Source organism: Pedococcus sp. P2_D9, from assembly GCF_056404275.1.
In genome coordinates this window covers 16716-35737 of sequence record NZ_JBFUEI010000011.1, presented here as the reverse complement: position 1 = coordinate 35737, position 19022 = coordinate 16716, and the positions used below count along the sequence as shown (strand labels likewise).

General features: G+C 70.8%; 19 protein-coding genes. 7 read left to right on the top strand and 12 right to left on the bottom strand.

Translation table 11 applies throughout. The features are described from left to right. Nucleotides 1–4: 4 nt before the first annotated feature. Both AC1DXJ_RS16060 and AC1DXJ_RS16055 read right to left on the bottom strand, forming a co-directional pair. Nucleotides 5–748, bottom strand: a complete 744-nt coding sequence (locus AC1DXJ_RS16060; protein WP_477615653.1) for a PIG-L deacetylase family protein — start codon at nucleotides 746–748, stop codon at nucleotides 5–7. Between the two features lie 50 nt (nucleotides 749–798). Further along, nucleotides 799–1467: a Crp/Fnr family transcriptional regulator gene (locus AC1DXJ_RS16055; RefSeq protein WP_477624159.1), complete on the bottom strand. Its 669-nt coding sequence runs from the start codon at nucleotides 1465–1467 to the stop codon at nucleotides 799–801. A 185-nt stretch (nucleotides 1468–1652) separates the two neighbouring features. On the opposite strand from AC1DXJ_RS16055, the gene AC1DXJ_RS16050 reads away from it, so the two are divergent. Further along, entirely contained in the window at nucleotides 1653–1838 is a 186-nt protein-coding gene (locus AC1DXJ_RS16050; protein ID WP_477615651.1) for a hypothetical protein, read from the top strand. 111 nt (nucleotides 1839–1949) lie between these two features. Here AC1DXJ_RS16050 and AC1DXJ_RS16045 read toward each other — a convergent pair whose 3' ends face one another. The 6 genes from AC1DXJ_RS16045 to AC1DXJ_RS16020 form a co-directional block, all read right to left on the bottom strand. After that, nucleotides 1950–3530: a peptide ligase PGM1-related protein gene (locus tag AC1DXJ_RS16045; RefSeq protein WP_477615650.1), complete on the bottom strand. Its 1581-nt coding sequence runs from the start codon at nucleotides 3528–3530 to the stop codon at nucleotides 1950–1952. Continuing rightward, complete coding sequence (locus tag AC1DXJ_RS16040; protein WP_477615649.1) at nucleotides 3527–4657, bottom strand: adenylate/guanylate cyclase domain-containing protein; 1131 nt, start codon at nucleotides 4655–4657, stop codon at nucleotides 3527–3529. The genes AC1DXJ_RS16045 and AC1DXJ_RS16040 overlap by 4 nt, the downstream gene beginning before the upstream one ends. Next, complete coding sequence (locus AC1DXJ_RS16035; RefSeq protein ID WP_477615648.1) at nucleotides 4650–5045, bottom strand: response regulator; 396 nt, start codon at nucleotides 5043–5045, stop codon at nucleotides 4650–4652. The genes AC1DXJ_RS16040 and AC1DXJ_RS16035 overlap by 8 nt, the downstream gene beginning before the upstream one ends. Next, nucleotides 5042–7768 (bottom strand): response regulator, encoded by a 2727-nt coding sequence (locus tag AC1DXJ_RS16030; RefSeq protein ID WP_477615647.1) that lies wholly within the window; start codon nucleotides 7766–7768, stop codon nucleotides 5042–5044. Before AC1DXJ_RS16030 ends, AC1DXJ_RS16035 begins: the two co-directional genes overlap by 4 nt. Nucleotides 7769–7906: 138 nt before the next feature. Continuing rightward, nucleotides 7907–8488, bottom strand: a complete 582-nt coding sequence (locus AC1DXJ_RS16025) for a YflT domain-containing protein (RefSeq protein ID WP_477615646.1) — start codon at nucleotides 8486–8488, stop codon at nucleotides 7907–7909. Nucleotides 8489–8585: 97 nt separating this feature from the next. After that, nucleotides 8586–9788: an acyl-CoA dehydrogenase family protein gene (locus AC1DXJ_RS16020; RefSeq protein ID WP_477615645.1), complete on the bottom strand. Its 1203-nt coding sequence runs from the start codon at nucleotides 9786–9788 to the stop codon at nucleotides 8586–8588. Between the two features lie 393 nt (nucleotides 9789–10181). On the opposite strand from AC1DXJ_RS16020, the gene AC1DXJ_RS16015 reads away from it, so the two are divergent. Both AC1DXJ_RS16015 and AC1DXJ_RS16010 read left to right on the top strand, forming a co-directional pair. Continuing rightward, nucleotides 10182–11018, top strand: a complete 837-nt coding sequence (locus AC1DXJ_RS16015) for a serine protein kinase RIO (protein ID WP_477637489.1) — start codon at nucleotides 10182–10184, stop codon at nucleotides 11016–11018. 52 nt (nucleotides 11019–11070) lie between these two features. Beyond that, nucleotides 11071–11859, top strand: a complete 789-nt coding sequence (locus tag AC1DXJ_RS16010) for an alpha/beta fold hydrolase (RefSeq protein ID WP_477615643.1) — start codon at nucleotides 11071–11073, stop codon at nucleotides 11857–11859. Here AC1DXJ_RS16010 and AC1DXJ_RS16005 read toward each other — a convergent pair. The 3 genes from AC1DXJ_RS16005 to AC1DXJ_RS15995 all read right to left on the bottom strand — a co-directional run bounded on the left by AC1DXJ_RS16005 (nucleotide 11853) and on the right by AC1DXJ_RS15995 (nucleotide 14963). Continuing rightward, the gene (locus tag AC1DXJ_RS16005) at nucleotides 11853–12734 is read right to left on the bottom strand and encodes a L,D-transpeptidase family protein (protein ID WP_477637488.1); all 882 of its coding nucleotides are present in this window, start codon (nucleotides 12732–12734) and stop codon (nucleotides 11853–11855) included. The genes AC1DXJ_RS16010 and AC1DXJ_RS16005 overlap by 7 nt on opposite strands. A gap of 233 nt (nucleotides 12735–12967) precedes the next feature. Beyond that, nucleotides 12968–13870 carry an HpcH/HpaI aldolase/citrate lyase family protein gene (locus AC1DXJ_RS16000; RefSeq protein ID WP_477615641.1) on the bottom strand — a complete coding sequence of 301 codons (903 nt, stop codon included), beginning with the start codon at nucleotides 13868–13870 and terminating at the stop codon, nucleotides 12968–12970. A 1-nt stretch (nucleotide 13871) separates the two neighbouring features. Further along, nucleotides 13872–14963, bottom strand: coding sequence for an HpcH/HpaI aldolase/citrate lyase family protein (locus AC1DXJ_RS15995; RefSeq protein WP_477615640.1), 1092 nt, complete (start codon nucleotides 14961–14963; stop codon nucleotides 13872–13874). Between the two features lie 51 nt (nucleotides 14964–15014). Between AC1DXJ_RS15995 and AC1DXJ_RS15990 the strand changes: the two genes are divergently transcribed. From AC1DXJ_RS15990 to AC1DXJ_RS15975, 4 genes are read left to right on the top strand one after another with little or no spacing between them, the layout of a single operon-like run. Further along, entirely contained in the window at nucleotides 15015–15596 is a 582-nt protein-coding gene (locus AC1DXJ_RS15990) for a hypothetical protein (RefSeq protein WP_477615639.1), read from the top strand. A gap of 22 nt (nucleotides 15597–15618) precedes the next feature. Beyond that, the gene (locus AC1DXJ_RS15985; RefSeq protein WP_477615638.1) at nucleotides 15619–16893 is read left to right on the top strand and encodes a magnesium transporter MgtE N-terminal domain-containing protein; all 1275 of its coding nucleotides are present in this window, start codon (nucleotides 15619–15621) and stop codon (nucleotides 16891–16893) included. Further along, a complete protein-coding gene (locus AC1DXJ_RS15980) occupies nucleotides 16886–17455 on the top strand; it encodes a DUF1003 domain-containing protein (protein ID WP_477615637.1) in 570 nt (189 codons plus the stop codon). Before AC1DXJ_RS15985 ends, AC1DXJ_RS15980 begins: the two co-directional genes overlap by 8 nt. A 9-nt stretch (nucleotides 17456–17464) precedes the next feature. Then, nucleotides 17465–18622, top strand: coding sequence for an Mrp/NBP35 family ATP-binding protein (locus tag AC1DXJ_RS15975; protein ID WP_477615636.1), 1158 nt, complete (start codon nucleotides 17465–17467; stop codon nucleotides 18620–18622). Between the two features lie 40 nt (nucleotides 18623–18662). Here the strand turns inward: AC1DXJ_RS15975 and AC1DXJ_RS15970 are convergent, their stop codons facing one another. Then, nucleotides 18663–19013, bottom strand: a complete 351-nt coding sequence (locus AC1DXJ_RS15970; protein ID WP_477615635.1) for a twin-arginine translocase TatA/TatE family subunit — start codon at nucleotides 19011–19013, stop codon at nucleotides 18663–18665. Nucleotides 19014–19022 lie beyond the last annotated feature (9 nt).

The following is a 19022-nucleotide window of genomic DNA, read 5'->3' as shown; positions in this document are numbered from 1 at the left end:
GGACTCAGCGGCGCTCGACGACGTCCAGCGTGAGGGCCCTGTCGACGCCTGCGGCCTGACCACCCCAGCCCAGGATCATGCCGATCAGCTCGGCCGGCTTGGGGAAGGCCTCAGGCAGAGCCGAGTTGTAGGCCTGGTGCGCCTCGAGCGAGGCCACCGCCTGGTCGAAGTGGTCGCCCACGTCGACGTAGTGCGTGGCCGTCGGTGAGCCGGCGAAGCAGAGCCGCTTGGCATTCCACGGCTCGAAGCCCTCGTCGACCAGCTCGGGGAAGATCCACCGGTTGCCCGCGTCGGCGACCGCATCGACCGTCGCCAGCCCGACGGCCCGGTGGTCGGCCTGGTTGAGCATGCCCTGGACGAACCGGTCGCCGTAGTGCCCGGTGATGACGACGTCCGGCTTGCGACGACGGATCTCGCGGGAGATGTCCCGCCGCAGGGCCAGGCCGTACTCGACGTTGCCATCCCGGTGGGTGCCGAAGTCGACCTCGGTCACGCCGACGATGGCGGCGCCGTCGCGCTCCTCCTGTTCGCGCACGCCGGCCGCCTCGTCGGGGTGCATCGTGTCGATCCCCGCCTCGCCGCGGGTCAGCAGGAAGTACGTCACCGTCTTGCCCACCGCGGTCCACTTCGCCACGGCGGCGGCGGTGCCGTACTCGATGTCGTCGGGGTGCGCGACGACGCACAGCACCGACGAGAAGTCGTCGCCGAACTCGGCGAGAGCGGGCTTGTCCCCAGCAGGCTCAGTCATGGACAGAGGGTATGCCGCCGGGCCGAGTTCGCGCCTCCCTCACCGGCGGGTCAGCTCCCGGCGGTCGCGCGGCGGTGCAGCCCGTGGCGGTCCTGCACGTCGACGCCCCCGCGGCGCAGCGTGACGAGCCCGTCGGCCACCAACGCCTGGAGCACCCTGTTGGTCGTCGCCCGCGAGGCACCGCAGAGCTCACCGATCTCGGTCTGGGTCAAGGGAATCCGGACCGGTTGTCCGTTCCCGAGCGAGCCGTACTGAGCGCAGAGGCCGTCGAGGCGACGCAGCACGCGCTGCTCGGCGGGCAGGTACAACGCCTCGACGAGGTGGTCGGACAACCGCAGGACCCGCTCTGCCAGCACGTCGACGAGAAGTCTCTCGACGCCCGGGTGCGCTGCACGCAGCCGCTCGAACTCGGCATACCGGAGGGTGAGGGTCACCGCCGGCTCCAGGGCCGCGACGGTGGACGTGCGCCGCGCCTGTGGCGAGAGCATCGCCATCTCGCCGAACGCCTCTCCCGGCCCCATCACGGCGAAGGTCGCGTTGTCACCGGCTGCCGTGGTGCGCCGCGCGACGAGGCGACCCTCCGCGACGAAGTGGAGGGACTCCGCGAGGTCGCCCTCGTGGAAGACGACCTCACCCGAGCGGTAGCGGTGCCGCTGGGTGCCCGCGATGACGAGCCGGCGCTCCTGCTCCGACAGACCCCCCAGCAGTCGCCACTCCATGCGTTCAGTGCAGCACGGGTCGGCCCGCCGTGTCACCGCCGGCACCGTGTCACGGCGGCTCTGTGTCACCGGCGGCACACAGCGGGCGTGTCGGCGCCCACAGACCGTCCGGCTCGCCGACGGGAAGGTTGAGGTGTCCCGCAGGGGGCGGCCGGCCCACCGGCCACGACACGAGGGAGCACCCCATGAGCACCATCGCCCGCCACCGTCCCGACATCGCCCACCACCACCCCACCGTGCGGCAGGTCGGCGCCAAGTGGGTGTGGGAGTGCCGCTGCGGTGGCGCCTCCTGTCGCACCGCGACCGAACGGACCAGCTGGCGCCAGGTCGTCATCGAGGCACTGCTGCACGCCACGGCCATCGCGCCGTGACCCCATGAGCGCCCCCTGACCGCCCCCAGGGGAAATGCCGGGGCGGTCAGGAGGGCACAGTGCCCCGAGGGACGGGGTCAGGAGGGGACGGGGGTCAGGAGGGGACGGGGGTCAGGAGGGGACGGGGTCGGCCCGCAGGGCGGCGCGGGCCTCCTCGAGCAGGGCGCCCTCGGCGGCGGCGTAGAGCTGGTCCGCCGCCGCGGGCGACTCCCCGATCGCCGTCATCCCCACCCGTCCGTAGGCCGTCAGGGCACTCATCATGTGGAAGACGACGCCGGTCTGCCGGGCCTGGTCGAAGTGCAGGCCGGCCCGGGCGACGAGGTCGAACAGGTCCTCGACCCGCAGCCCGCGCAGGCTCGGGTCCTGCAGGTGGTCCGTGGCCACGAGGTGTCGCTCCTCGCCGTTGGGCGTGACGAACCGCCCCTCCTCGGCGTCGTACCGGCCGTCGGTGAGGAACTGGAGGGTCAGGAAGGGGTGGGTCGTCCCGCCCTTGCGCAGGTTCACCTCGATGGCGTGCGCCGTCCACGAGTCGCCCTCGCGCACCGTCACGAAGTCGAGGGCGAACCGTCCCAGCACGCCCTTCTCGGCCAACAGGTCCCCGACCCGCTGGGCGTCGCGGGTGATGAGCCCGGCGTACTCCGGGTCTGCAGGGAAGCGACAGCCGAGGTAGGACTGCCCGCTCGGGCCACCGAGGATCTGGTCGTGGGTGGACAGCAGCTCGACCTCACCGAGAGGGGTGACCCTGAGCTGGACGCTCGGGCTGCGGATCTCGTCGCCGGCGATGCGTTCCTCGACGATCCCGCCGCGCTCGAGGAGCTTGGCGAGGTAGGTGTCCACCGAGATCCGCGTGTCCTCCAGCTCCATCTCGTCGATGCGACGAGCCAGCTCCGCGGCCTCGTCCGCGGCACCCACTGGGGGGAGCCCGTCGAGTCTCACGAGGGCGTTGCCCGCCCCGGAGACACCCTCGTTGAGCTTCACCATCGCACCGCTCGCGTTCGGTCGGTCGTGGCGCAGGGACTGCAGGGCCGCCTCCAGGTCCGCCCGTGAGTGCAGGTCCTCGTACCCCGCGGGATAGGACACACCGGCCTCGCCGAAGAGGCGGCGACACCCCGTCTTGGTTCCGAGGGGGAAGAGCCGAGGATCCGCGCCATACATGGGGATCCCCAGGACGAGCGCCAGGTCACGTTCGAGCTCGGTCGTGTTGTAGGGGATGAGGTGCGAGCGCAACCGGTTCGGGACGAGCGCCCTGATCTGGGCAAGCACCCGCGGCCGGGTCAGGAGCTTTTCGGTCAGCGGCTCAGGGCCGGTGTCGCCGATGGAGACGAGGGACAGCCGCGCCCTGGCGTGGCTCGGGATCACGCCCGGCAGCAGCGACAGGTAGTACTCCACGACCATCGGGTTGATCGGCATCGAGGTGACATAGACCATGCGCAGTCGCGGCTGGCGCAGCAGCAGGAGGAGGAACAGGAAGCGCTCCTCCAGGGCCTGGTTCATGCCGCCCGAGCTCGCGACGACCCGGTCCACCGTCATCGAGGGGATGACCACCACGGACTCGTCCGCCGCGTTGGTCCCGATCGCCCGCCAGACCTCGGGCATCCGGGCCTGGAGGGCGTCGAAGGCGGCGTTCCGGGCCGCGTCGTCGAGGTCGTCGAGGGTGCGACCGGACATCGTGCTCTCCGCTGTGGTCGTCATTGCACTACCTCCGCATTCGTCAGTCCGAGGATCTCGTGGGCGTCCACGGGGCGGCTGAAGCCCCGCAGCGCCAGTGGTCCCACACTCCGGCTCGTCGCCGTGGCCCCGGCGCCGGTCAGCACCCGCTGGGTCACCAGGATCTGGCCGGCGGCCGCTTCCGAGCACAACCGTGCGGCAAGGTTGGTCACCGTCCCGATGGCTGCGTAGTCGTACCGCCCGGGGAAGCCCACGCGGCCGAGGGTCGCGTACCCCTGCGCGATTCCCACCCCGAAGCCGAGGTCGTGACCGCGGCTTCGCCAGGCCTGTGCCAGCTCGGTCACCCGCTCCCGCATGGCAACGGCCATCCGCACGGCACGCTCCGGGGCATCCGGGCAGGGAACGGGATCGTTGAAGAAGACCAGCAACCCGTCACCGGCGAAGTGCTCGAGCGTCCCTTCGTACGCGAAGACGAGCTCCCCCAGGGCCAGGTGGTACTCCCTCAGGACGGCCATCGTCTCCTCCGGTTCGGCCGTCTCCGCGAACGGTGTGAAGCCGCGCAGGTCCGTGAACACCGCCGTGATCTCACATCGGTGGCTCTGGAGGAACGACTCGTCGCCGCTGTCGACGACCAGCCCTGCGATCTGTGGCGACAGGAACCGGCGCAGTCGTCCGAACCGTTCCAAGGTCTCGACCTGGGCGCTCACGCGGGCCTCCAGCTCGCGGTTCCAGGACGCGAGCGCCTCCGCCTGGGCGGTCACGGTGTCGTGGTAGCGCTTGACCCGGACCAGGGAGCGCACCCGCGCCAGCAGCTCGGGCTGGTCCAGGGGTTTGGTGATGAAGTCGTCGGCACCCGCCTCGAGTGCACGCAACCGCTCCGCGTCGCCACTGGCCGTGACCATCACGACGGGGAGGAAGGACGTGGCCGGGTCCGAGCGGATGCGCCGACACGTCTCGTAGCCGTCGATGCCCGGCATCATCACGTCGAGGAGGATCACGTCCGGCAGGTGGGCGGCGATCAGCTCCAACGCCTCCTCGCCGGAGCTGGCACCCACCACGGTGTACCCACGGGGCGAGAGCACCGCGTCCATGAGGCGCAGGTTCTGCGGAAGGTCGTCGACGACCAGGACCGTGCCGGCCACGTCAGTCACGAAGACCCCCCGACCGACCGGCGCGCAGGTGGCTGCGCACCTGGTCGGGGAACTCGCGGACGTTGATCGGCTTCTCGAGGTAGCCGTCGAAGCCCGTCGACAGGGCGTGCTCGCGATCAGCCCGCATTGCGAAGGCAGTGAGCGCCACGACGGGAATGGCCGCAGTGCGGGGGTCGTCCCGCAGCCGGACCAGTGCCGCGTGACCACTGATCCCCGGCAGCTGGAGGTCCATCAGGATGAGGTCCGGCAGGGTCCGGGTCGCTTCGATGACCGCCTCCTCCCCGGTCGTGGCGACGGTCACGGTGAACCCGGCGTACTCCAGGACGTCGCGCGCCAGCTTCAGGTTGCGCGGGTTGTCCTCGACGAGCAGCACGGTTCCCTCGCTCATCCCGCCGCCTCCGTCGCGCTCGCCGCTTCCGTCACGCCCGCCGCTTCCGTCACGGCCGCCGTGCGGCCGCGCGAGGTGGCGACCTGGGCCAGCCGTCGGGCCAGCACCCCGAGGTCGAGCTGGCTCTTGGAGGCCACGAACTCGATCCGCCCCTGCAACCGGGCCCGGTCATCCTGCGTGAGCGACTTGGCCGTCAGGACCACCACCGGCACTGCGGCGGTCGTGGGGTCGGCACGCAGCGCGTCGATGACGGCGAACCCGTCGGTGTCGGGCATGAGCAGGTCGACCAGGACCACGCTCGGCGCGAGGGCCGCAATGGACCTCAGCGCCTCGGCCCCGCGGGTGAACGTCGCGACCCGCCAGCCCTGGGGCTCGAGCGTCGCGCGCACGATCTCCAGTGCCCGCGGGTCGTCGTCGATGACGACCAGCGTGCGCTCCTCCCTCCCGGCGCCCGCACCCGCACCCGCATGGTCCGCGTGGTCGGCGACCGCGCGCCATACCGCTCCCAAAAGCACCTCGCGGGCGACCGGCTTCAGGAGGTAGTCGGACGCGCCGAGGGCGAAGCCGCGACCGCGGTCCGGCAGGACGGAGACGACGACCACCGGAGTGCCCGCGAGCTCCGGGTCGGCCTTGATCTGGCCCAGGACGTCCCAGCCGTCCATGCCGGGCAGCCGGATGTCGAGGACCACTGCTGTCGGCCGCAGCGCGCGGATCGCCTCGAGACCTTCCTCGCCGCTTCGCACCGGCACCGGCCGCAGGCCCGCCGCGGTGAGATGGACGCCGACCAGCTCGGACGAGCTCGGGTCGTCCTCGATCACCACGACCGTCGGCCGGGTGTCGTCCACGGCTGGCAGGGTCCAAGCCTGCTGCGCCTCGTGCGGCGCGGCCGCCGGCTGCGGCAGGGCGAAGCCGAAGGTGCTGCCGACCCCCACCTCGCTGGTGAGCCAGACCCGGCCGCCGTGCAGCTCGACGATGCGACGCGTGAGGGTGAGGCCGAGGCCGGTGCCTTCGGTCACCGAGGGGGTGCGGGGACCCTGCTGGAACGAGTCGAAGATCCGCTCCCGGTCGCCCTCCGCGATCCCGATGCCGGTGTCCGTCACGGTCACGGTCAGCTCGTCCCCCTCGCGCGACGCCGACACGGTCACGGTGCCACCCTCGGGCGTGAACTTCACGCCGTTGCCAACAAGGTTGAGCAGCACCTGCTTGAACCGCAGCTGGTCGGCGGTGACCTGGGACAGGCCCGCAGCGATGTCAGGGCGCAGGTCGATGCCGCCCCGTCCGGCGCGTTCGCGCAGCAGCGACAGGACCTGGTTGACCGCGTCGGCGATCGGGAAGGTGGTGAGCTCCAGCTCCATGTGGCCGGACTCGACCTTGGACAGGTCGAGGACGTCGTTGAGCAGGTCGAGCAGGTGGCGGCCAGCGCCGAGGATGTCCTGCAGATAGTCCTCCTGCCGCTCGTTGAGGTCCCCGAACATCCGCTCGAGCAGGACCTCCGAGAACCCGATGACGGCGTTGAGCGGCGTCCGGAGCTCGTGCGACATGCTCGCCAGGAACTCGGACTTGTGCTCGCTCGTGACCGCCAGCTCGGCCCGCTGGCGCTCCAGCTCGCGGTAGAGCCGGGCGTTGATCAGGGCCACCGCAGACTGGCTCGCGAAGGCCGCCAGCATGTCGCACGTCTCGTCCGTGAAGGCACCGGTGGTCTTGCGGCGCACGACCAGCACACCGACGATCCGGTCGGGCCGCGCCATGGGGATGGCCACGAGCGAGCGCCACCCGTTGTCGTGGAGGACCTTGAGGTGCGCATCCAGCTCGACATCACCCAGGTCGGGGACCTGGATCGGGTTGCCGGACAGGGCCGCTCGGCCGACGAGCGTCTCTTCGACGTGGATCCGGGTCTCCTTCAGTGCCTGGATCACCTCCGGGCCGGTCCCGTAGGCAGTCCGGACGCGGAACAAGCCCGAGTCCTCGTCGAACTCCATGAGGGAGCCGCCGTCGGCCTCGGAGAGCTCGACGGCGTGGAGCACGATGGTGCCGAGCACCTCGTCCGGGTCCAGGGTCGAGCTGATCGCCTGGCCGATCTCCGCGAGCGCCTCGAGCTGGTCCACCTTGCGCGCGAGCTCGGCCCGCCCGGCCTGGAGCTCCTGCACCAGGCGGACCCCGTTGATGGCCAGCGCCGCCTGACCGGCGAACGCCGTGACGATGGACAGCTCCCGCTCGGCGAACGGGCTGACCTCGTTGCGCCACAGCACCATCGCCCCGACGACCTCGTCGTCCACGATCAGGGGGGCGCCCATGGTCGTCCGGAACCCCGCGACCCGCTGCAGGTCGAGGCGCCCGTACTCGGGGTCCGCCACGACGTCCTCGATCTGCTGGGCCCTGCGGTCCAGCGCAACCCGACCCATCAGCGTGGCCCGGTCCAGCGGCAGCGGGTGCTCGGCGATGTAGGCGATGGCCTCGTCGCTGATGCCCACCGCCTTGATCAGCTGGAAGATGCGGTCGTCGTCGAGGAGGCAGAGCTGCGCGGCGTCGGAGCGGCACAGGCGGCGGGCGCTGTCGACGATCGTGGCGAGCACCGTCTCCGGGTCCCCCGCGGATCGTCCGACCGCCGAGAGCACCTCGTTGACCGCCGCGAGCCGCTCGTGCGTCTCGCGCAGCCGGTCCGCCAGCGTGGCCGCGTCGACCGACTGCACGGGGTCGACGGGGACGTCGGCTGACCGGGCCATGGAGGTCTCCCGTCGAGAGCCGGGCTGCGAGACAGCGGTGCGGATGCCTCTAGCAGTGTGCTCCCCGCAGCGCGGACTTGCCTACGGTTGATTGCGTATGCCGTGCGCCCCGATGACGTATGCCGGCCGAGCCGCGGGTCAGGCGGAGGGCGGCGGCGGTTGCTGGCCCGCAGCCCGCTGACGCTCGGCCTCGCGCGCCGCGTCCACCTGGGCCTGTGCCGCGGCCATCGGGTCCATCGTCGTCAGCAGCTCACGCGCCTGGGCGGCGAACTTGTGCTCCACCAGCACCTCGTACTGCGTCGCGACGACCTGCATGACAGAGGTGAAGTCGCGGTTGCCGCCGGTCAGGGCGTAGCCGATCAGGGCCCACACGAGCCCGAACACCGCACCGAAGGCCACCGTCAGCAGCACGCCCACCAGACCCGCGCCGCCGCTGGTGTCGAGCAGCGAGAAGATCAGCCCGACGAACAGACCCAGCCACGCGCCGGAGACCAGGCCGCCGATGGCGACCCGCTGCCGGGTCAGCCGGCCGGTCACCCGCTCGAGCTGCTTGAGGTCGGTGCCGACGATGAGGACGTTCTGCACCGGGAACTCGTGGTCCGACAGGTAGTCCACGGCCTTCTGCGCCTTGGCGTAGGTGTCGTAGCGGCCCAGGGACATCGGGTACTCCAGCGCCAGGACCGCGCGGGACCTCGCCATGGCATTCGGCTGCGTGCTCATGGCACCAGTGTGTCAAAGCCGGCTGGGAGTGCGCTGATCGGCACCCGATCGCGACGTGGGTATGCCGCGGGGCCGGCCCCGCGGCATACCCTCGCCATCACTTCTTCAATGCAAAGTCCTCGAGCAGGCGTCGGCCGATGATCATCTTCTGGATCTCGGCGGTGCCCTCGCCGATCAGCAGCATGGGGGCCTCGCGGTAGAGGCGCTCGATCTCGTACTCCTTGGAGTAGCCGTAGCCGCCGTGGATGCGGAAGGACTGCTCGACCACGTCGGCGCAGTTCTCGGCGGCGAGGTACTTGGCCATGCCGGCCTCGAGGTCGTTGCGCGCGCCGGCGTCCTTGAGCCGGGCCGCCTTGACCATCATCTGGTGACTGGCCTCGACCTTGGTGGCCATGTCGGCGAGGCGGAACAGGATCCCCTGGTGTTCGGCGATCTTCTTGCCGAACGTCTCGCGCTGCTGGGCGTAGGAGATGCCGAGCTCGAAAGCCCGCATCGAAACACCACAGGCGCGGGCTGCGACGTTCACGCGACCCACCTCGACGCCGTCCATCATCTGGTAGAAGCCCTTGCCCGGCTCACCACCGAGGATCTGGGCGCTGGTGGTCCGGTGGCCGTCGAGGACCATCTCGGTCGTGTCGACGCCCTTGTAACCCATCTTGTCGATCTTGCCCGGGATGGTGACGCCCTGCGCCGTCTCGCCGAACCCGGCGGTCTTGTCGATCAGGAAGGTCGTCATGTTCTTGTAGACCGAGTCGGCGCCAAGGTCCGTCTTCACCAGCACCGCAACGAGATTCGCGCTGCCGCCGTTGGTGAGCCACATCTTCTGGCCGGTGATCTGCCAGTTGTCGGTGTCGCCGTCACGCACGGCCTTGGTCTTGATCGCGGACACGTCGGACCCCAGGCCAGGCTCGCTCATCGAGAACGCGCCGCGGATCTCGCCGGTCGCCATCTTCGGCAGGTAGCGCTGCTTCTGCTCGTCGGTGCCGTGCTGCAGCAGCATGTAGGCGACGATGAAGTGGGTGTTGACGATGCCGCTCACCGACATCCAGCCGCGGGCGATCTCCTCGACCACCAGCGCATAAGTCAGCAGCGACTCCCCCAGGCCGCCGTACTCCTCGGGGATCATCAACCCGAAGATCCCCATCTCCTTCATGCCCTCCACGATCTCGGTGGGGTACTCGTCCTTGTGCTCGAGCTCCTGCGCCACGGGGATGATCTGCTCGTTGACGAACTCGCGCACGAGCTTCACGAGCTCGGTCTGCTCCTCGGTCAGGCCATCGGTCTGCTGGAGTCGGGACATGTGGTTCGCCACCTTGCGATTTCGTGACCGGGTCGTCGCGGTCAGCGGGAATTGGACCTCCCGCGAGTATGCCGAGTGCCCCAGTCCCAGCACAGGTTCCCGCCATGTGAGCCTCCCCACCCAGACCCCACCTTTATCGGGTTTAGGGACTTGTGTCGGCTTCACCCTGGAACGGTTCCGGGGTGAAGCATCCCTTTGTCCCTAGACCCGATAAAGGTGGGGCGCGGTTAATTCGGTGGCGGGAGGGGCGCCGCGTCTGTCACGCTCTCCGGGTATGCCGCGCGGCACGGAGCCGCGCGCACGACTCCCTCAGCGGGGATTGGAGGCACGAGATGTCCACGACGGTCCTGGGCGCATCCCGTGCCCTTTCCCTTCTTTGTCTGGAGTCCACCCATGCAGTTCCAGGAGCACATCTCCTTTTCGTTTGACAGCCTTCCCGACGCACCCCCCGAGGGTGAGCGCTGGTCGAGCTGGGACGGTGCCACGCACGGTCCGCAACCCCGGCCCGACTGGGTCATCACCGCACTCGGCGCCGTCGAGTCCGACCTCGGCGTCCTCAAGACGGGCAAGGAGGCCGACGTCCACATCGTCCGGCGCTGGATGCCGGACGGCACCACCACGCCTGCCGTCGACTCGTTCCTCGCCGCCAAGCGCTACCGCACCGGTGAGCACCGGATGTTCCACCGGGACGCCGGCTACCACGAGGGCCGCAGGGTCCGTCGCAGCCGCGAGATGCGAGCGATGGCTCGTCGCACGGAGTTCGGCAAGGAGCTGCTGTCAGGGCAGTGGGCGGTCGCGGAGTTCGAGGCCCTGGGCACGCTGTGGGGCATGGGGCTACCCGTGCCCTACCCCGTCCAGCTGAGCGACCGCGAGATGCTCATGGAGTTCATCGGCAGCGACGGCGAGGCCGCCCCCCGGCTCTCCCAGACCCGGCCCGAGCCGGGGCTGCTCGCCGACCTGTTCGAGCAGCTTCGGACCTCGATGGTCGTCCTGGCGCGGCGCGGATGGACCCACGGTGACCTGTCGCCCTACAACGTCCTGCTCCACGGCGAGCGCCTCGTCATCATCGACTGGCCGCAGATCGTCGACATCATCGGCAACCCGCGCGGATTCGAGTTCCTCGAGCGTGACGTCGCGAACATGTGCCGGTGGTTCGTCGCCAAGGGTCTCGAGGTCGACGAGGGCGAGCTGCTCGGCGACCTCGTCGCGGAGGCGACGTCGCGCTGGTAGCCGGCAACGCGGCATACCGAGGTCTGGCCGTTCTCGCCCCTAGGGTGAAGTCATGGCCACGATCACCCGCCGCACCCTCCTCGGCGGGGTGGCCGGTGCGGCTGCCCTGGGTGTCGCGGGGTGTGGCCCGTCCGCGGTCGAGGTCCGCTCCGGGTCGCTGACGAGCAAACACTGGCCCGGCCGCGACATCACGTGGCGGATCGCCCAGCAGACCGAGGGTGCCGCCGACCAGAGGCCGGTCGTGGTCGTGCTGCACGGCAAGGGCGGCGACGCGAGCCACGCGTTCCGGATCATGAACCTCCAGGACCACGTGATCTCCACGCGCCTGACGCTCGCCTCCGTCGACGGCGGCGACTACTACTGGCACGCGCGCCGCGCGGGCGTCGACACCGGGGCCATGGTGGTCGAGGACTTCCTGCCTCTCGTCCAGCGCGAGACGGGGTATGCCGGGAAGGTCGCCTTCCTCGGCTGGTCGATGGGTGGCTACGGGTCGCTGCTGCTTGCCAGCCAGCTGGGCCCGAAGCGGGTCGCCGCCGTCGTCGCGGAGAGCGCCGCGCTGTGGACCGCCCCGGGGCTCAGTGCCGCGGGCGCCTTCGACGACGCGGAGGACTTCGAGGCCCACGACGTCTTCGACCCCAGCCGCACCCAGGTCCTGCGCCAGATCCCGGTGCGGCTCGACTGCGGCCGCTCAGACCCGTTCGTGCCGGGCAACAAGGAGTTCGCGACGGCACTCCCCTCGGCAAAGCTGACCCTCGACGAGGGCGGACACACGGCTGACTACTGGAAGAGCCATGGCGGTGCCCAGCTGCGCTGGGTCCGCGACCAGTTCGACCGTCAGTAGACGGTGACGGAGCTGCCGAGCGGCATCAGGTTGGTGGCCCAGATCATGTCCATCGCGGGGTTGCTCACCCGCGCGCACCCGTGCGAGGCCGGGTAGCCGGGCACGTTGCCCGCCCCGTGGACGGCGATACCGCCGTTGAAGTACCGCGGACGCCACAGGTCACCGAGCGGACCCTTGTCGAGGTGGTTGACCGCCCGGTACGTGCTGTAGCTGCCGGCCGGCGTGGTGGCGACCCGGGTCGTGCCCTGGCTGGTGTACGGCTGACCGCTGCCGGTGCTGGTGTTGAGGATCAGGGTGACCCTGCCGCCCCGCACGACGAGCAGCAGCTGGCGGGCCTTGTCGATCTCGATGCCGGTGCCACCGGTGCGGGACTGCGGGCGGACGCCGTTCTGGAGGGCGCGCCGCGTCGAGGGACCGAAGACTCCGTCGCGGCCGAGGCCGGCCGCCTTCTGCAGGGCCATCACGGCCTGGGAGGTGAGGCCGCCGTAGGACCCGTCGGCCGAGCCGTTCCAGTAGCCGAGGGCCGACAGCTGCTGCTGGACCTGCTTGACGTACGGACCCGAGTCGCCCGCGTGGAGGGTGTCACCCGCCGTGGGGATCGGCCTCGGGGTCGGCTTGGGCGAGGGCTTGGGGGTCGGCTTGGGCGCGGGTGTGGTGGTCGACGGCGCCGGGCTCGTGGACGTGACCGTGTCGCTGGGCGCTGGGTCCACGACAGGGGACGAGGGGTCCGGCACGGGGGTCGTGCCCTGCGCAGCCGACGGCGTCGCCGAGGTGTTCTGCCCGAACGTGATCCCGCCACAGGCGCTCAACGCGAGCACCCCGGCCAGCACGGATGCTGCCAGAGCGGTGCGGGCTCCCACGTCCTTGCGATCCATCGACTCCCCTTCCCTGGCCGGCAGACCGCTGTCCGCTGGCAACGCCTTGTCAGTCATGGTGACGCACGCGAGGGCGATCCGGTTGTCCCCCGCGCCGAATCGTGACCGTCGAAACCGTGGGCGGCACATGGCGCGGTCGCCCTCCCCCGAGGACGACCGCACTCACCTAGACGCCGCCGAGAGCGCAAAGGTTGCCTCGGCCCGCCCACCTTTTGTCCCGCCGGTCGAGCGGCTCAGGTCTGGTCGGCCAGCGCCGCGATGGCCTTGTCGATGGCCAGCACCCGCTGGGCCGTCTCGACGTGCAGGCTCTCGATCAGCCGGCCGCCGAGTGTCGCGACCCCACGTCCCTCCGCCTGCGCCGACTCGAACGCCGCGATCACCGCGCGCGCGTCCTCCACGGCTGCGGGGCTCGGCGCGAACGCCGCGTTGCACGGGTCGACCTGGCCGGGGTGGATGAGGGTCTTGCCGTCGAACCCCATCTCACGTCCCTGCCCTGCCTCCGCGAGGAAGCCGTCGGCGTCCTTGACGTCGTTGTAGACCCCGTCGAGCACGGCGACACCGGCAGCCCGCGCGGCGAGCAGGACCAGCTGCAGGCTGACCGAGATGGCCGCGCGCCCCGGGGCGAACGAGGCCCCCAGCTCCTTGTAGAGGTCGTTGGTGCCGAGGACCAGGCAGGCGAGGCGGTCTGACGCCCGGGCGATCTCCTCCGCGTGCAGCACAGCCGCGGGCGTCTCGACCATCGCCCACAAGCGGGTGCGCTCGGGAGCCCCAGCCGCTTCCATGGCCGCCACCAGGGCGCGCACCTCGTCGGCCGAGCCGACCTTGGGGACGACGATCCCGTCCGGACCCGCCGCACACGCGGCGCCCAGGTCGGCGTCGTGCCACCGCGTGCCGAGGCCGTTGACGCGGATCGTCAGCTCTCGGCGGCCGTACTCGCCCGACCGCACCGCGGCGCAGGCGTTCTCGCGCGCCTGCTCCTTGGCGTCCGGCGCCACCGCATCCTCGAGGTCGAGGATCAGGGCATCGACCGGGAGGGTCTTCGCCTTCTCCAGGGCCCGCTCGTTGGACGAGGGCATGTAGAGGACCGAACGACGCGGCCGGTATGCCGGGGCGCCGGCTTCGCGTGTCGTCGCCACGTCAGGCACCGGCACCTTCGCCGGGAGCCGGCTCAGCGGCATACAGGGCGGCGAGCTGCGGGTCGGTGGCCGCGAGGCGCTCGGCGAGCTCGAGCATCACCTGGCACTGCTTGAGCGACGCGTCGTCCTCCATCTTGCCGTCGAGCATCACGGCGCCCGTGCCGTCGCCCATCGCCTCGACGACCCGGCGCGCGTGCGCGACGTCCTCGGCCGAGGGGCTGAAGACCCGCTTGGCGATCTCGATCTGCACCGGGTGCAGCGACCACGTGCCCACGCAGCCGAGGAGGAACGCGTTGCGGAACTGGTCCTCGCAGGCGACGACGTCCTGGATGTCACCGAACGGGCCGTAGTACGGGAAGATCCCGTGCATCGCGCAGGCGTCGACCATCCGCGCGATCGTGTAGTGCCACAGGTCCTGCTGGTAGGTGGCGCGGGGCGCGTTGACCGCGTCGTCGACACCCGCCGGGGGGTCCTGGCGAACGAGGTACCCGGGGTGGCCCCCACCGACCCGGGTGGTCTTCATGCGGCGGTCCGCGGCGAGGTCGGCCGGACCGAGCGACAGCCCCTGCATGCGAGGACTCGCGCCGGCGATGGCCTCGACGTTGGCCACGCCGCGCGCCGTCTCGAGGATGGCGTGCACGAGGATCGGCCGCTGCAGTCCAGCGCGCGCCTCGAGCTGGGCGAGCAGCCGGTCGACGTAGTGGATGTCCTCCGGCCCCTGCACCTTGGGGACCATGATGACGTCGAGCTTGTCGCCGATCTCGGTGACGAGCGTGGTGAGGTCGTCGAGCACCCACGGGCTGTCGAGGGAGTTGACCCGGGTCCACAGCTGGGTCGCGTCGCCGAAGTCGGTGGCCTTGGCGATGGCCACCAGACCGGCGCGGGCCGCCTCCTTCTTGTCCGCCTTGACGGCGTCCTCGAGGTTGCCCAGCAGCACGTCGACCGTGCCGACCATCGCCGGGACCTTGGCGGCCATCTTGTCGTTGCTCGGGTCGAAGAAGTGGATCACTCGTGAGGGGCGGGAGGGCACCTGGGTGAGGGGCGCCGGAGCACCCACCGCGAGAGGGGCGAAGAAGTCCTTGGGGCTGCGCACGCGGCGACGCTAGCAGCGACAGTCACGTGGCGGTTATGACACAGTTCACGTGTGACCGAGCCCGCGCGAGAGCCCGCTGCCGACGCTCCCGCAGCCCCGGCGCCGCTGAACGTCACGGCGCTGTTCGCCGAAGCCGCCACCAAGTCCGGGCTGATGTGGGTTCAGCCACCGGACGACCGCGCGTGGCCGTTCTGGCACGCCTGGGCGGACGAGACCGTGTATGCCGTGTCGGGCCCGGGCGAGCAGACCCTGCCCTGGCTGCCCGAGCAGGTCCGGCTGATCCTGCGCAGCAAGGACACCGGCGGTCGGTTGCTGACCGTGCAGGCGACGGTCCACGAGATCGGGCCCGCCGACGAGCGCTGGGCCTCGGCCACCGAGGCCCTCAAGGCAGGACGCCTCAACACCCGCAACGACGGTCCGACCGACGACGTCGTCGACCGGTGGGCCCGCGAGTGCACCGTGCGTGCCCTGCAGCCGTTCGGCGCCCCCCTCGAGGCACCCGGTTCGTACCCCACGACCTCGGGTGCGGCGCCGGTGCCGCCGAGCGAGGCGACGACGGCGACCTGGCGTCCTTGGCACTGGCGCGGACGACCGCGCCGACGGCGCGGCAACCGCCTCCCCGACGACGGCTGATCGGACGGATAACCTTGGCCGCGTGAGCACTCCGTCGCGCGTCTTCGTCGGCCGCCTGACCAGCCTGAGCGTGTTCGACCCGCTCGGTGACCAGGTCGGGCGCGTTCGCGACGTCGTCGTGACGTTCGGGGCCTCCCGTCGCCGCCCCCGCATCATCGGTCTGGTGGTCGAGGTGCCGGGCAGGCGTCGCGTCTTCGTGCCGATGACCCGGGTCACCTCGGTCGACGGTGGCCAGGTCATCACCACCGGTCTGGTCAACATGCGTCGCTTCGAGCAGCGCACCAACGAGGTGCTCGTGATGGCCGAGATCCTCGAGCGGCCGGTCACGGTCAACGACCCCGAGGGTGCCTATGAGGCCACCGTCGAGGACGTCGCGATCGAACAGGAGCGAAGCCGCGACTGGGCCATGTCCAAGGTCTACGTGCGCCAAGGTGCCGCCCGCGGCTCGCTCGGCGCGTTCCGGCGTCGCCGCGGCGCCACGGTGCTCGTCCCCGTCGAGGACGTCACCGGCATACACCAGTCCACGGCCGGACAGTCGGCGGCGATGCTGCTCGAGACCTATGACGACCTGAAGTCCGCCGACCTCGCCGACGTCATCCACGACCTGTCGCCCAAGCGTCGCGCGGAGGTGGCCGAGGCGATGGCCGACGACAAGCTCGCGGACGTCCTCGAGGAGCTGCCCGAGGACGACCAGGTCGAGATCCTCGAGACGCTGCCCGTGGGACGCGCCGCCGACGTCCTCGAGGCGATGGAGCCCGACGACGCCACCGACCTGCTCCACAACCTCACGGCGGAGAAGCAGGAGGAGCTGCTCCAGCTCATGGAGCCCGACGAGGCCGCCGACCTGCGCCGGCTGCTGACCTACGACGAGGAGTCCGCGGGCGGCATGATGACGACCGAGCCGGTCATCCTCGGCCCAGAGGCCTCGATCGCCGAGGCCCTGGCCGTCGTGCGTCGCGTCGAGCTGTCTCCCGCGCTGGCCTCGACCGTCTACGTCTGCCGGACGCCGCACGAGACACCCACCGGCAAGTACCTCGGCATGGTGCACATCCAGCGGCTGCTGCGCGAACCGCCGCACGGCGCGGTGGGCAGCATCCTCGACAAGGAGATCGAACCGCTGCGGGCCGATGCTCCGCTCGGCAAGGTCACCCGCATGCTGGCGACCTACAACCTGGTCGGCGTCCCGGTGGTCGACAGCGACGGCCGGCTCATCGGCGCCGTCACGGTCGACGACGTGCTCGACCACATCCTTCCCGACGACTGGCGCGAGGAACGCCACGAGGTGACCCATGGCTGAGCGCGACCGGAGGATGGCCTCCAGCCGGCTGGACCAGCCCCGCGAGACCCGCCGGGCGCTGCTGCCGCGACCCGCCATGAACCAGGAGACGTTCGGGCGGTGGAGCGAGCAGTTCGCTCGATTCATGGGCACCGCCCAGTTCCTGCTCGCGATGACGGTCTTCGTCGCCTTCTGGCTGACCTGGAACCTCGTCTCGCCCAAGGACTGGCGCTTCGACAACTACCCGTTCATCTTCCTCACGCTGATGCTCAGCCTCCAGGCCTCGTATGCCGCGCCGCTGATCCTGCTCGCGCAGAACCGTCAGGCCGACCGCGACCGCGTCGCCCTGGAGCAGGACCGTGCCCGCGACGAGCGCAACCTCGCCGACACCGAGTACCTCACCCGCGAGGTGGCGTCGCTGCGGCACGCCATGGGCGACGCCGCCACCCGCGACTTCCTCCGGTCCGAGCTGCGGGGCCTGCTCGAGGAGCTCGAGGACCGTGGGCTGGAGGTCCGGCGACGTGAGCCAGATGACAGCGTGAGCGGACCCACCGGTTCTTCGAAGGACCAGGGCGCGACCTAGCATGGGGGCATGTCCCCCAGCCCGACCGACGCTCCCGCCACGGTGACCGACGACGCCCTGCACCAGGCGCTCACGACCGTCATCGACCCGGAGATCCGCAAGCCGGTCACCGAGCTCGGCATGGTCGAGAGCGTGACGGTCGACGAGACCGGCCGCGTGGCCGTGACCATCCTGCTCACCGTCTCGGGCTGCCCCATGAAGGACACCCTCACCAAGGACACCACCGCCGCCCTGGCCAAGGTGCCCGGCGTGACCGCCGTCGACGTCACCCTCGGGGTGATGAGCGACGAGCAGCGCGTTGCCCTGCGCACCCAGCTGCGTGGCGGCAACGCCGAGCGCGAGATCCCCTTCGCCAAGCCCGGTTCGCTGACCCGCGTGTATGCCGTGGCGTCCGGCAAGGGCGGCGTCGGCAAGTCCTCGATCACCGTGAACCTCGCCGCGTCCCTCGCGCAGAGCGGGCTGCGGGTCGGTGTCGTCGATGCCGACGTCTACGGCTTCTCGGTGCCGCGCATGCTCGGGGTCGAGCACCGGCCGACCCAGGTCGACGACATGATCCTGCCGCCCATCGCCCACGAGGTGAAGGTCATCTCGATCGGCATGTTCGTGCCGGGGAACCAGCCGGTCGTCTGGCGCGGACCGATGCTGCACCGCGCGCTCCAGCAGTTCCTGGGCGACGTCTTCTGGGGCGACCTCGACGTGCTGCTGCTCGACCTGCCTCCGGGCACGGGCGACATCGCGATCTCCGTCGCCCAGCTGATCCCCAACGCCGAGATCCTCGTCGTGACCACCCCGCAGCAGGCCGCCGCAGAGGTCGCCGAACGTGCGGGATCCATTGCGTTGCAGACACATCAGCGCATTGTCGGCGTGATCGAGAACATGTCGTGGCTCGAGCTGCCCGACGGTTCGCGCCAGGAGATCTTCGGGTCCGGTGGCGGCAAAGTCGTCGCCGAGTCGCTCACCCGGGCCGTCGGCGCCGAGGTGCCGTTGCTGGGTCAGATCCCCCTCGACACCAACCTGCGTGAATGCTCCGACCAGGGCACCCCGGTCGTGCTCCGCGACCCCGAGTCGCCGGCCGCCGTCTCGCTGCGGGCCATCGCCCGGGGTCTGGGCACCCGGTCGCGCGGACTCGCCGGTCGATCCCTCGGCCTGTCCCCCGTCGGTCGCTAGCTCCCGCTCCTGACCCCTACCCGGGTCTGGCCTCGCCGGTCTAGGTGGCGTCGTCGTCGAACGGCGTCGGCCTGGCAGCGTCGTGGCCGCCCGTGCTCGTCGAGTAGGTCGGACCGTCCCCGTCGGGCTGGACCGGCGTCGGGTCGAGCAGGGCCTCGCGGACGATCCGGCGTGGGTCGTACTGCCTCGGGTCGTACTGCCGCCAGTCGATGTCGTCGAACTCCGGTCCCATCTGCTCGCGCAGCTGGCCCTTGGCGCCCTCGGCCAGGGCGCGGGCCTGACGGACGAGCTGCGCCAGCTTCGACGCGTACTCAGGCAGTCGCTCGGGTCCGAGGATCACCACGGCCAGCACGATCAGCGCGATGAACTCCCAGCCGTTGACGCCCGCCATGCCAGCCCC

Excerpts from the sequence above, each read along its gene's own strand:
- AC1DXJ_RS16060 (WP_477615653.1), bottom strand. The coding sequence starts at position 748 with ATGACTGAGCCTGCTGGGGACAAGCCCGCTCTCGCCGAGTTCGGCGAC.
- AC1DXJ_RS16055 (WP_477624159.1), bottom strand. The coding sequence starts at position 1,467 with ATGGAGTGGCGACTGCTGGGGGGTCTGTCGGAGCAGGAGCGCCGGCTC.
- AC1DXJ_RS16050 (WP_477615651.1), top strand. The coding sequence starts at position 1,653 with ATGAGCACCATCGCCCGCCACCGTCCCGACATCGCCCACCACCACCCC.
- AC1DXJ_RS16045 (WP_477615650.1), bottom strand. The coding sequence starts at position 3,530 with ATGACGACCACAGCGGAGAGCACGATGTCCGGTCGCACCCTCGACGAC.
- AC1DXJ_RS16035 (WP_477615648.1), bottom strand. The coding sequence starts at position 5,045 with ATGAGCGAGGGAACCGTGCTGCTCGTCGAGGACAACCCGCGCAACCTG.
- AC1DXJ_RS16030 (WP_477615647.1), bottom strand. The coding sequence starts at position 7,768 with ATGGCCCGGTCAGCCGACGTCCCCGTCGACCCCGTGCAGTCGGTCGAC.
- AC1DXJ_RS16025 (WP_477615646.1), bottom strand. The coding sequence starts at position 8,488 with ATGAGCACGCAGCCGAATGCCATGGCGAGGTCCCGCGCGGTCCTGGCG.
- AC1DXJ_RS16020 (WP_477615645.1), bottom strand. The coding sequence starts at position 9,788 with ATGTCCCGACTCCAGCAGACCGATGGCCTGACCGAGGAGCAGACCGAG.
- AC1DXJ_RS16015 (WP_477637489.1), top strand. The coding sequence starts at position 10,182 with ATGCAGTTCCAGGAGCACATCTCCTTTTCGTTTGACAGCCTTCCCGAC.
- AC1DXJ_RS16010 (WP_477615643.1), top strand. The coding sequence starts at position 11,071 with ATGGCCACGATCACCCGCCGCACCCTCCTCGGCGGGGTGGCCGGTGCG.
- AC1DXJ_RS16005 (WP_477637488.1), bottom strand. The coding sequence starts at position 12,734 with ATGGATCGCAAGGACGTGGGAGCCCGCACCGCTCTGGCAGCATCCGTG.
- AC1DXJ_RS15980 (WP_477615637.1), top strand. The coding sequence starts at position 16,886 with ATGGCTGAGCGCGACCGGAGGATGGCCTCCAGCCGGCTGGACCAGCCC.
- AC1DXJ_RS15975 (WP_477615636.1), top strand. The coding sequence starts at position 17,465 with ATGTCCCCCAGCCCGACCGACGCTCCCGCCACGGTGACCGACGACGCC.
- AC1DXJ_RS15970 (WP_477615635.1), bottom strand. The coding sequence starts at position 19,013 with ATGGCGGGCGTCAACGGCTGGGAGTTCATCGCGCTGATCGTGCTGGCC.